Source organism: Pectobacterium sp. 1950-15 (assembly GCF_037136835.1).
In the GTDB taxonomy this organism is placed as follows: Bacteria; Pseudomonadota; Gammaproteobacteria; order Enterobacterales; family Enterobacteriaceae; genus Pectobacterium.
In genome coordinates this window covers 83,017-95,114 of record NZ_JBBBQR010000007.1, presented here as the reverse complement: position 1 = coordinate 95,114, position 12,098 = coordinate 83,017, and the positions used below count along the sequence as shown (strand labels likewise).

Below are 12,098 nucleotides of genomic sequence, written 5' to 3'. Positions count from 1 at the left end.
AGCTGAATTAGAAATATATTGAAATATAAATGGGATGAAAATAACGAATGGTTAAATTTGTTCTTAATATCGGTAGATCTGACAGACTGATTAGTGGGGTTATTCTTTGTCCGGGGCTTTTTTCGCACTTTTTATCGTATGTGTCTCACATTGGCGTCTGTCCCTGGTGGTGTCGGATACCCTCTGGTGACAAATTCGCCGCCAGAGGATAGGGGCTACCTAGTGGGGGTGCTTTGTACGATACAGCCGACGTGGGTGACCAATCTTTCCGTAACGCATTTCGATATCGAGAAACTGGTTTTCAACGCAAAACTCCAGATAGCGGCGTGCCGTCGTTTTACTCAACCCGGTTTTTTCGACGATATCATCGACTGAATACAGTACCTCACCGCTATCGCTGGCAAAAATCTGCTTGATCAGCCCCAACGTGTTCTCCTCAATGCCTTTTGCTGACGAGGAGGGGGCGGCGCCGGACGATTGCAGCTGATAGAGAATATCGACGTTCTGCTGATCGACAATTTTGTACGTGTGCTGAGTCTTCACGAATTGAATAAATCGCTCCAGTGAAGAGCGCAGCCGCGGGTAGGAGAGTGGCTTGATGATATAGTCAAAAGCCCCACAGCGAATGGCCTGCGCGCAGGTATTCATATCGCTGGCGGCGGTAATAAAGATGACGGAACAGTCCATTCCTTTGAGCAGTTGGCTTTCAATCAGCGACACCCCTTCGCCGTCGGGCAAATAGTTATCGAGCAGAATCAGGCGTGGCCTGTGCTGCTGAAGGAGTTTTTTGGCTTCAAAAAGCGTAGCGGCAATCCCGACGACACGCAGATTGAAATGTTTTTCAATAAATTCAGCATGAATAGTTGCCAGCTTACTTTCATCTTCAACGATTAAGACATCGAAATGTTCAGTGTGCTGCATGGTGTGAATCCCTGTTATTATCTGAAACATAAAATAAAATCTGGCACCCGTTATACCTCAAGTGGCCTGTACGTTGTTCAATACACGTCGCTCAAATCATTGGGGGGATATCGGTATAAATAGAGAAAATACGCTGCCATTCGGCTGGTTGGCCGAAACTTCGATAATTCCCTGCGCCTGATTAACGTAGCTAGCCACCAGATGCAGCCCTAGCCCGTGATCGCCCTGCGTTTTACTGGTTACACCCATTTCAAACAGGCTATCGGCAATCGCCGGATCGATACCCGTTCCCTGATCGGCGACTTCAATGACTAGCTCTTGTTCGCTGTCATAGATATACACCTCGACAGGATAATGTGGCGCTGTTGTGGCTAATGTGGCTTCCATCGCGTTATCCAGCAAATTACCAATGATGGACATGAGCTCCGTCTCGCTCAGCGCGGGGGGAATATGGGTGAGCTGACAGCGTGGATCGAAAACAATTTCGATGCCTTTTTCCCGAGCCGTCGCGTACTTACCCAGCAGTAGCCCACAGAGCGCAGGTGAACAGAAGCGGCGGGAAACAAAATCCAGCACCACCTGCGCGCTTTCCGACTGCGCTTCAATATATTTGATCGCTTCGTCATAGCGTTTCAGATGCAGCAGCCCGGCCAGCGTCGCCGTCCAGTTCAACTGCTCATGGCGCAGAATGCGCAGGCTGTTCGCGTAACGCTTCACCTGACTGAGCTGCATGCTAAGCGTATGGATATCGTTCTTACTGCGGAAGCTAATGACCCAGCCCTGAAGCTCGTCTTCCAGCATAATTCGCACCCGGCTGGCAATCACGGTGGCGTGATTAAAGCGACAGATCTCATCGTGGGTATCGCTGTTCCACATGGACTCGCCGGAGAAAAAAGGCACGGGTTTAATCACGGTATCAATCGGCTTGCCGCGCAACAGATAAGAGGGGGCGTTCAGCCCGAGAATTTCTTTGGCGGCATGGTTAATGGCAGCGATACGGTGCTGTTTATCGATGGCGATAACCCCTTCGTAGATCGATTCGAGCAGGGCTTTCTGCTGTCTGACCAGCATGCGAATCTCAAGGGGTTCGAGGCCAAACATCTGCTTTTTCAGATTCCGCGAGAACCACCAGGAAAAGATAAACAGCGCGACAAACAGCGCCAGAATCGCCAGCAGAATATGCGCCAGCTTACTGAACGTCAGGTTGTCGATGTGAGTTTTCAGATAACCAACAGAGACAATACCGATAACCTGACCATCAGCGACGATTGGCGCTTTGCTGCGTAGTGAGACGCCTATGCTGCCGTGGCGCACGGTGATCACGCTTTTTCCCGCTAATACGTCGAAATTATCACCGCCGACCATCTGCGTGCCGACGAGCTTGTCGCTTTCCGCGTATTCAGAATGAAACAGATGACGTGCCTGATTATCGCCGATCACGATATAGCTGGCATCGCTACGCTGTTTTAATTGCTGAGCGAGACTGTATATCTGTTTGATATCTCTATTTTTTACCGATTCAATCAGCGTCGGGATGATGGCGATCTCTCTGGCCTGTACCTGCGCGCGCGTACCCAGTTCGGAATACAGTTGCTTATCGATATCGTGGTAATAATAAATGCCTGTCATCAGAAGTAACATAGAGAAGAAGACGATCAAATAGATAAATAATTTGATATGAAAGGAAAGTCTCAATCTCATGATGTGTGGTTGCCTGACGGTAAACGAGAAATAGCTGCTGAATTTATCACGAAAGGTAATAAGAATGGACTGAGAGGAAAAAACTTGTGAGCAATAACACGTTTAAATAGATTGCTACCACTATGGCAGTAAGAATAAAGAGATAAAATTAAACGACTCTTTTTTCTTTAGCAAACAACTTAATTACTTTTTATCAACATAATCATTTTTAGGAAATAAAAACCATAAACACCATAAAAACCTTAAAATTTATTTTGAGTGTAAATTCGGCTAACTGCCTGCGTAATAAACGATTTTCGAATATAAACCATAAAAACCATAAACACCTTTAAAACTCATTTTTTAATTTGAAGGGAATCACATAATAATATGCACCTGGCCCCTATGATGCGCTGACAAAATAAAACGGGGAGTGAGTTATGAGTACGACTGATGATTCATATATTGTTGTAAATAATGAGACGGCTGGGAAGGTCTCATTAAAGGAAAAATGGTGGCACATTCTTGATACCTATAAAGTAGGTATTATTCCGGTGCCGCTCTTTGTGCTGGCGGGGGTATTAATCGGTATCGACTGCCTGAACGGCAAGCTGCCGAGCGACATCGTTGTGATGGTGGCGACGCTGGCATTCTTCGGGTTTGCCTGTGGTGAATTTGGCAAGCGTCTGCCAATTATCGGCAAGATGGGGGCAGCGGCAATCTGTGCGACCTTCATTCCTTCGGCGATGGTGCATTATGGCCTGCTGCCGGACGTTGTTGTTGAATCCACGACCAAGTTCTATAAAAGTACCAATATCCTGTATCTCTACATCTGCTGCATCATTGTCGGCAGCATCATGAGTATGAATCGGCAGACGCTGATTCAGGGCTTCCTGCGCATTTTCTTCCCTATGCTGTGCGGTGAGGTTGCCGGGATGCTGGTGGGCATGGGCGTAGGTATTGCGCTCGGCCTGGATCCGTTCCAAATCTTCTTCTTCCTGATTCTGCCGATTATGGCGGGCGGAGTGGGTGAAGGTGCAATTCCGCTGTCTATCGGTTATGCCACGATTCTGCATATGGATCAGGGCGTTGCGCTGGGACGCGTCTTACCTATCGTGATGCTGGGCAGCCTGACTGCCATCATCCTCGCGGGCGTGCTGAATCAGTTGGGTAAACGCTATCCACACCTGACCGGTGAAGGTGAGCTGATGCCGAATAAAGGCAATAATCTGGGCGGCGGCGCAAGCAGCACTCCGGCTTCTGCTTTTAGCGGCAAAGCAGACGTTACGACCATTGCCTCAGGCGCGCTGCTGGCCATCCTGCTGTATATGGTGGGCATGCTCGGCCACAAAGTGATTGGCCTGCCTGCACCGGTTGGCATGCTGTTCGCTGCGGTGCTGGTGAAGTTGGCTCACGGCGTTTCACCGAAAATGTTGGAAGGCTCTCAGGTCGTTTATAAATTCTTCCAGACCTCTGTGACGTATCCGATTCTGTTTGCCGTTGGCGTGGCGATTACGCCGTGGCAGGAACTGGTGAACGCTTTTACGATTCAAAATCTGCTGGTGATTATTTCTACCGTGGTAACGCTGGTCGCGACTGGCTTCTTTGTGGGTAGAAAAATCGGTATGCACCCAATTGATGTTGCCATTATCTCCTGCTGCCAGAGCGGACAGGGCGGTACCGGTGACGTTGCGATTCTGACGGCAGGTAACCGTATGGTGCTGATGCCTTTCGCGCAGATTGCCACACGTATCGGCGGCGCGATTAACGTTTCGGTTTCACTGCTGGTGCTCGCCAACTTTTTAGTCTGATGTCATGCAGAAAATAAAAGGTACCGAGCCAGAAAATAGTGTGTTGAAGAAATAAGTGAGTTAACGAAATAAAAACCGCCAATACGCGTGGGTTTATTTTGCACAGGAAATATTATGAAACTTGCAAGCTATCGTTATAACGGTAAAGACAGTTACGGCATTTATACGCCAACGGGATTAATCGATCTCGGCAGTAAAATTGGTCACCGTTACCCCGATCTGAAAGCATTACTGGCGCAGAATGCATTACAGGTTGCGCATGAACTCAGTATGAGTACACCGGATATTGCGGTCGCAGATGTGACGTTCTTACCGGTTATTACCGCGCCAGGGAAAATACTGTGTGTGGGAATGAATTATGCCGCTAAACGTCAGGAATTTAATGAACTGAATCCCGCGCCAACGCTATTTGTGCGCTTTGCGGATTCGCAAACTGGACACGCGACGCCTGTCATCAAGCCGCATTATTCCAGCGAGTTTGATTATGAAGGCGAACTGGCGGTCATTATCGGTAAAGGCGGACAGAATATTGCTCAGGATGTCGCGCTTTCTCATGTCGCGGGTTACAGCTGTTACATGGACGGCTCTGCGCGTGACTGGCAGCACAGTTGGTTTACCGCAGGCAAAAACTGGCAGAAAACCGGCGCGTTCGGTCCTTATCTGACCACCACGGATGAAATTCCCGATCCGCATGTGCTGGCGATCCGTACGTATCTGAATGGCCGTATGGTGCAGGACGACAACACCAGCAGCATGATCCACAAAGTGGCTGAATTGATTGAATACATCAGCACCTTTACTGAACTGAGCCCAGGCGATGTGATCATCACCGGTTCACCGGGCGGTGTGGGGAAAAAACGCAATCCGCCGCTGTTTATGCACGCGGGTGACTGCATTGAAGTGGAAATCGAGAACATTGGCCATTTGCGCAACACGATAGTGGATGCTGCTGCGCCGTTGAAATCGGTTCCGACCGCTGCGGAAGCCGTTGCGCACTGAGTGCAAATGTAAGTACCTGGCTGTCGGCGTTAAAACCGGCAGCCTGCAATGATCGCCCTAAATAATTCGAGTTGCAGGAAGAACCCTGATGTATGCCAATGATTCCGTCTTTTTTGACACGCTGGATGTGCGCCTTCGGGAGCAGGAGAGGAATGCGGTACGCCACTTCCTTGCACACTGCCAGCTCGGCATGGATGACGATATTGACATCGTGGTGGTTGGCAAACTGGGCGGGCGACTGATTGCCTGCGCAGGACTGGCCTCCAACACCATTAAATGCGTTGCGGTCGACCCTGAATTCAGACACCTCAATCTGGGCGTGCAGGTGGTGAATGAAGTGATGCAGCAGGCAGCGCAGCGCGGGCATTTCCACCTGTTTCTCTATACCCGGCCGGAGAATGTCGACATCTTTCGCGGATGTGGTTTCTACCCGCTGGCGCGCTATCAGGACAGCGCGGTACTGATGGAAAACACGCCGATTGGCATTCAGCAGTATTGCCAGTCTCTGGCGGCTTTTGCGCACCCTGAACCGCTTGCGACGCGGGCAGATAAAAAGATCGGCGCGATTGTCATGAATGCGAATCCCTTCACGCTGGGGCATCGCTATCTGGCAGAGCATGCGGCGCAGTCGTGCGACTGGCTGCACGTCTTCGTGGTACGGGAAGACGTTTCCTTTTTCCCGTTTAGCGAACGTCTGGAAATGGTACAGCGCGGCGTGGAACACATCCGCAATCTGACGGTACATGCTGGCTCACACTACATGATCTCTAAAGCGACGTTTCCCGGCTATTTCCTGAAAGAAGAGAAGCTGATCACCCGTGCCCATGCGGCGTTGGATTTAATCATTTTCAGGAAATATATCGCGCCAGCGCTCGGGATCACCCAGCGCTTCGTCGGCACCGAACCCTTTTGCCCGGTGACGTATCAGTACAATCAGGACATGCACTACTGGCTGGAAAAAGACCAGACGGTGTCTTCCCCAGCGCTAAACGTGATTGAAATTGAACGTAAGCGGCAAACCTCAGGGCTGGCCATTTCCGCCTCGGAAGTCAGGAAATTACTCAAACTTCGGCAGTACAGCCGTATTCAGGACATCGTGCCGGCCTCAACGTTTGAACATTTACAGCACTACTACGAACCCGAATACGCGTAATTAAAATTAATCAGGATAAATCTATGAAGATTGTTAAGGAGTCCCTGGCGGGCACCTTTGAATCCAGCGATTTGCTGGTCAAAGTGGCACCGGCAGACGGGAAACTCACCGTGGTCATTAACAGCGAAGTCATGAAACAGTTCGGCCACCAAATCAAACAGGTTGTAGATGAGACGCTGAAGGCGCTAGGCGTACAGGAAGGGACGATCATTGTGGATGACAAAGGCGCGCTGGATTGCGTCATCCGTGCTCGCGTGCAAAGTGCGGTACTGCGTGCGACAGACGGACAGCAGATTGAATGGGAGACATTATAATGAATAAACTTCGCCGCAGTATGCTGTTCCTCCCCGGCGCTAACGCCGCCATGTTGTCCAATGCGTTCATCTATAAGCCTGACTCCATTATGTTCGACCTGGAAGACGCCGTTTCCCTGCGGGAGAAAGATACCGCACGCCTGCTGGTTTTCCATGCGCTCCAACACCCGATGTACCGCGACATTGAAACCGTCGTGCGTATCAACCAGCTCAGTACGCCGTTTGGCCTGCTGGATCTTGAAGCGGCCGTGCGCGGCGGTGCCGATGTGATTCGCCTGCCGAAAACGGATTCCACCGATGATGTGGATGAATTGGAACACCATCTGGTTCGTATCGAAAAAGCCTGCGGGCGTGAAGTCGGTTCCACGCGCATCATGGCCGCGATCGAGTCTGCGGTCGGTGTCATTAACGCGGTCGCGATTGCACGTTCTTCCGAACGTATGATCGGAATTGCGCTGGCGGCGTTTGATTACGTGATGGATATGCAAACGGAACGTGGTGACGGCACGGAGCTGTTTTATGCCCGCTGCGCGGTATTGCACGCGGCCCGCGCTGCTGGTATCGACGCCTTCGACGTGGTCTATCCCAATGTTAATGACGATGCAGGCTTCCTGAAAGAGGTCGATCTGATCCGCAAGCTGGGCTTCAACGGTAAATCCCTGATTAACCCGCGCCAAATTGAGCTGCTACACAACGCCTATGCTCCCACGCAGGATGAAGTGGACTATTCCCATCTGGTGATCAAAGCCGCCGAAGAGGGCGAACGTGCCGGTCTGGGCGTTATTTCCCTGAACGGAAAAATGATCGACGGGCCGATTATCGACCACGCCAGAAGGGTGCTGGAACGTGCTCAGGCCTCCGGCGTTCGCAAATAGCCGTTGCGCGATTACACCGCAACGGCCGCTCTCAGGAATCACAGGATTAGACAATGAGTCATTTTATTGAAGCACTGCAAAAGCAGTACCCGGAAAAACGTCATCTGCAACCCTTCGTCAACGCCAATCAGAATACGCCGTGGCTGAATGATGTCGCACAAAAACATGAACGTAAACTGTGCGTCGATCTGGAAGAGGCGATTCGTCACAGCGGACTGAAAGACGGGATGACGATCTCTTTCCACCACCATTTCCGCGAAGGCGATAAAGTCATTAATCGGGTGATTGATACGCTGGCACGGATGGGTTTTCGCGATCTGACGCTGGCTTCCAGCTCGCTGATGAGCTGTAACGCATCGCTGATCGACCACATTAAAGCGGGCGTGGTCAGCCGGATTTATACCTCCGGGATGCGCGGCAAGCTGGCTGATGCTATTTCTCACGGACTCATGAAAGAACCAGTACAGATCCATTCTCACGGCGGCCGTGTGCATTTGCTGCAAAGCGGTGAACTGAATATCGATGTCGCTTTTCTGGGCGTACCGTGCAGCGATGAATTTGGTAACGCCAACGGCACCGTCGGGAAATCCAGCTGCGGCTCGCTGGGCTATGCGATGGTTGACGCACAGTTTGCCCGTAAAGTGGTATTGCTGACCGAAAGTCTGGTGCCGTTCCCCAATATGCCAGCCAGCATCGTGCAGGATCAGGTGGACTATATCGTTCAGGTTGATGAAGTCGGCGATCCGGCCAAAATCAGCGTGGGCGCGGCGCGCGTCACCAGTAATCCGCGTGAGCTGCTGATTGCTCGTTCAGCGGCAGACGTCATTGAACATGCTGGCTATTTCAAAAACGGTTTCTCTATCCAGACTGGTTCTGGTGCAGCCTCGACGGCCTGTACGCGTTTCCTTGAAGACAGAATGCGTCAGCAGAATATCGTGGCGCGCTTTGCCCTCGGCGGGATCACCGGCGGTATTGTCGATTTGCACGAAAAAGGGCTGATCGAAAAACTGATCGATACCCAGTGTTTCGATGCCAATGCGGCGGCGTCGCTGGCGAAGAACCCAAATCACGTAGAGATTTCCACTAACGTTTACGCCAATCCAAGTTCTAAAGCGGCCTGCTGCGATCAGTTGGATATGGTGATTCTCAGCGCGCTGGAAATTGACACCGATTTTAATGTCAACGTGATCACCGGCTCCGACGGTGTGATGCGCGGCGCGTCCGGTGGTCACTGTGACGTCGCGACGGCCGCAAACCTGACCATTGTCGTGGCACCACTGATTCGTAGCCGTATCCCGACCGTGGTACGCCAGGTGACGACGCGCGTTACGCCGGGAGAAAGCATTGACGTACTGGTGACCGATCACGGAATTGCCGTCAACCCGGCGCGCCCTGAAGTTGCTGAACGTCTGAAACAGGCAGGGCTGACGGTGATGACGATTGAGGCGCTTTACCAGCGTGCGATTGAGCTGGTTGGTGAACCTCGTGCTATTGAGTTTCACGATCGCATCGTCGGCGTTATTCGCTATCGTGATGGCAGCGTGATTGACGTCGTTCGTCAGGTGAAAGAAGCCGACGAATAAACGTGAACGCATGAGGGAATCGATGATGACAAATGCTGTTTCCATCTCGCTGGAAACCTTACTCGCGGCGAAGGAACGCCGCGCAGTTCGCCAGCAAGAATGGCTCGCCCGGCACGGTGCGACGCTGGTGTCGCTGACGCTGGTTACGCCGGGACCGGTAAAAGATAGCGATGGTTATCGGCAGGTGATGGCCGAAGCGATCAAGGCATTCACGTTTCTATGTCAGACCAGAGGTTGGATGGTGCTGGAGCAGCAGACATGCTGGCTGGCCACCGGGGCGGAAGGGCTGTGGGCGATTACCAAAGATGCGCTGTCGGTGAAAGCGGCGACTATTGCGCTGGAAGATAGTCATGAACTGGGACGGCTGTGGGATTTCGATATCTTCAGCCCGGAAGAGGGATCGATTGGCCGGTCGATGTTGGCGCACCGTGGGCGCACCTGCCTGTTGTGCGATCAAATGGCGCACGCCTGTAGCCGTTCGCGCCGCCATTCGCTGCCTGAGCTACTCGAGCACATTGAGGAAAAGGTCAATGCCTACTTTACGCCAGCCTGACGGTGTACTGTCGGTCGCGGTGTCCCGCTCCGCCGCCTGCGATTATCGGGAATGTGACCCGTTACCGGACATCGACCTGCGGGTCGCGCACGCGCTGACGATGGAAGTGATGCTGACGCCAAAGCCCGGTCTGGTGGATCGCGCGAATAACGGCGCTCATCGTGATATGGATGTAGCGCTGTTTCAGACCAGTATTCAGGCGATTTCGCCCTGGTTTCGGCAGTTTACCGATGCGGGGTATCAGCACGCTAACACACCGCTAGCGCAACTGCTGTCTCAGGTTCGGCCTATCGGCATCGCCTGCGAACAGGCGATGCTGTCAGCGACGAAAGGCGTAAATACCCATAAAGGTGGGATTTTCGCGTTTGGCCTGCTGTGCACCGCCGCTGGCTGGCTGGCAGGACGAGGAGAGCCTGTGACGCAGCGCAGCCTGTGCGACAGCGTTGCCGCAATGTGTCACGATTTGGTGCGTAATGAGCTGGAGACCTGCGCCGGCGCGGCAACGGCGGGTGAGTATCTCTATCAACGTCATGGCCTGACGGGCGCGCGGGGAGAAGCCGCCAGCGGTTTCAATACTGTATGCCAGTATGCTTTACCTGCTTTACAGCAGGCTATTGCCGCCGGGGCGGATGACGAAACCGCACTGTTACACACGCTGCTGGTATTGATGGCCCACAATCCTGACACCAATGTCGTTTCTCGTGGTGGAATGGACGGGCTGGTGTTTGTGCAAAATTACGCGCAGAAGTTACTTGTTGGCCCGCTGGATCGGCAGGCGCTCATAAAGATGGATGACGCGCTGATTGCCAGAAACCTTAGCCCGGGCGGCAGTGCCGATTTGCTGGCGTTAACCTGGCTGCTGTATCACTATCCCGCCGAATAGCGCTGCGGTGCCAATACACTGGGGCAGAAGGGGCGCATAATGGGAATGTTGTACTCATCAACGATGTACAAGAAAACGCCATTATCTGATCGCTTCTGCTCACTTTTTTTCTATTATTCCGCTAAAGTAGTTGGGCAAACTGCCGATATCGTTTGCACCAATCTATATCGTACGATTTCAGACGCTCCGCATAATCGTTTTCAATATGCAGCCAGTACGGTGGCATCGTAGTGGCACACATGGGACTTGAAAGATAACGGAGAGGCGTGCATCAATATAAGCCATTGGCACATAATCCATGCAAAAATGGTGGGGATGAAAGCGGTGAATGAAAATTTGAAAGAGCAGTTTGTTAAGCGCAACAAACTGGCTATCTGTGCAACACTGCGCGAATTAAAGAAGAATGACACGTCTCTGATGGTTCATCATTCTCACGGCCAGTTCATCAGTAAAATTCTTGACGTTGTCCCTGACAACAATCTGTTTGTCTTCGATTTAGGCGGCATTGAACGCGAAAACAACCGCGCACTGTATGCCGGTTCGCTGTCTTTTGTCGCAGAGCCTGCTGGCGCAAAAGTCGAATTTAATGCCGAAATCGCGAAAACGGTGACGTACGACGGGCTGCCAGCCTTCAGCGCGCAGATTCCTGAGCTGCTTTATCTTATCCAACGTAGAACCTATTTCCGCATCAATACGCCGCTGTGGCCGCCGTTGACGTGCCGTGGCGAGCTGCCGGATGAGAGTGTTTTCCTGTTTACGATTAAAGATCTCTCTCTGGGTGGGTTGAGTCTGTATACCGACCGTGACACCACCGGGCTGTTGACCGAAGGCGACATCATTAAAAGCGTGGAGATGGATCTTGCCGATCACGGCTTCTTCTGCGTCGATTTGCAGTTCGTCGGTCAGGCCATGGTGAAGGTTGTCGATAACAAAGGCGAAGTGAAACTCACGCAGCGTCTGAGCTTCAAATTCCCTTCACTGAACGCGGCACAGGAGCGGGATCTTCAGCAGGTGATTTTTGAGCTGGAAAGATTACAAAACGAAAAGAAAAAGCGGTTCCAGGAATTGTAATTTTTAAGCGCGACCTTTTAGTTTGGGCTTTACACATAACAGCAACGTTTTTCATTACAAGTATTAACGTATTTACCCTGAAATGATTCAGGCTGCGGAGCAAAATATGATTGTTTTGCATGCGAAAAATCACTATGCACGCCGCTTGATGTAGGACGGGGATAAATAAATTGTTTCCAACGTTCTCAGAGCCTTGTCAGATGAGATCGTCTGGTGCAGAATACGCGCCTTGCAAAATAACCGACGTCTAATAGC

At 51.6% G+C, this 12,098-nt stretch carries 11 protein-coding genes; 9 read left to right on the top strand and 2 right to left on the bottom strand.

The features are described 5' to 3' along the window. Positions 1 to 219: 219 nt before the first annotated feature. Positions 220 to 921 carry a response regulator gene (locus WCT94_RS10060; protein WP_336869420.1) on the bottom strand — a complete coding sequence of 234 codons (702 nt, stop codon included), beginning with the start codon at positions 919 to 921 and terminating at the stop codon, positions 220 to 222. A gap of 96 nt (positions 922 to 1,017) precedes the next feature. After that, entirely contained in the window at positions 1,018 to 2,622 is a 1,605-nt protein-coding gene (locus tag WCT94_RS10055; protein ID WP_336869418.1) for a sensor histidine kinase, read from the bottom strand. Between the two features lie 419 nt (positions 2,623 to 3,041). Between WCT94_RS10055 and WCT94_RS10050 the strand changes: the two genes are divergently transcribed. From WCT94_RS10050 to WCT94_RS10010, 9 genes are all read left to right on the top strand, one after another. Further along, positions 3,042 to 4,412 carry a 2-hydroxycarboxylate transporter family protein gene (locus tag WCT94_RS10050; RefSeq protein WP_336869417.1) on the top strand — a complete coding sequence of 457 codons (1,371 nt, stop codon included), beginning with the start codon at positions 3,042 to 3,044 and terminating at the stop codon, positions 4,410 to 4,412. Positions 4,413 to 4,526: 114 nt separating this feature from the next. Further along, the gene (locus WCT94_RS10045; RefSeq protein ID WP_336869415.1) at positions 4,527 to 5,411 is read left to right on the top strand and encodes a fumarylacetoacetate hydrolase family protein; all 885 of its coding nucleotides are present in this window, start codon (positions 4,527 to 4,529) and stop codon (positions 5,409 to 5,411) included. Positions 5,412 to 5,499: 88 nt separating this feature from the next. Continuing rightward, entirely contained in the window at positions 5,500 to 6,564 is a 1,065-nt protein-coding gene (citC, locus tag WCT94_RS10040; protein ID WP_336869414.1) for a [citrate (pro-3S)-lyase] ligase, read from the top strand. Between the two features lie 23 nt (positions 6,565 to 6,587). Next, complete coding sequence (citD, locus tag WCT94_RS10035) at positions 6,588 to 6,878, top strand: citrate lyase acyl carrier protein (RefSeq protein ID WP_180776965.1); 291 nt, start codon at positions 6,588 to 6,590, stop codon at positions 6,876 to 6,878. Beyond that, positions 6,878 to 7,753: a citrate (pro-3S)-lyase subunit beta gene (gene citE, locus WCT94_RS10030; RefSeq protein ID WP_014915099.1), complete on the top strand. Its 876-nt coding sequence runs from the start codon at positions 6,878 to 6,880 to the stop codon at positions 7,751 to 7,753. The genes citD and citE overlap by 1 nt, the downstream gene beginning before the upstream one ends. 53 nt (positions 7,754 to 7,806) lie before the next feature. Then, complete coding sequence (citF, locus tag WCT94_RS10025) at positions 7,807 to 9,336, top strand: citrate lyase subunit alpha (protein ID WP_336869412.1); 1,530 nt, start codon at positions 7,807 to 7,809, stop codon at positions 9,334 to 9,336. A 25-nt stretch (positions 9,337 to 9,361) separates the two neighbouring features. Next, positions 9,362 to 9,889: a citrate lyase holo-[acyl-carrier protein] synthase gene (citX, locus tag WCT94_RS10020; RefSeq protein ID WP_336869539.1), complete on the top strand. Its 528-nt coding sequence runs from the start codon at positions 9,362 to 9,364 to the stop codon at positions 9,887 to 9,889. Beyond that, entirely contained in the window at positions 9,867 to 10,772 is a 906-nt protein-coding gene (gene citG, locus WCT94_RS10015; protein ID WP_336869411.1) for a triphosphoribosyl-dephospho-CoA synthase CitG, read from the top strand. The genes citX and citG overlap by 23 nt, the downstream gene beginning before the upstream one ends. A gap of 315 nt (positions 10,773 to 11,087) precedes the next feature. Further along, positions 11,088 to 11,843 carry a flagellar brake protein gene (locus tag WCT94_RS10010; RefSeq protein WP_336869410.1) on the top strand — a complete coding sequence of 252 codons (756 nt, stop codon included), beginning with the start codon at positions 11,088 to 11,090 and terminating at the stop codon, positions 11,841 to 11,843. Positions 11,844 to 12,098: the final 255 nt, after the last annotated feature.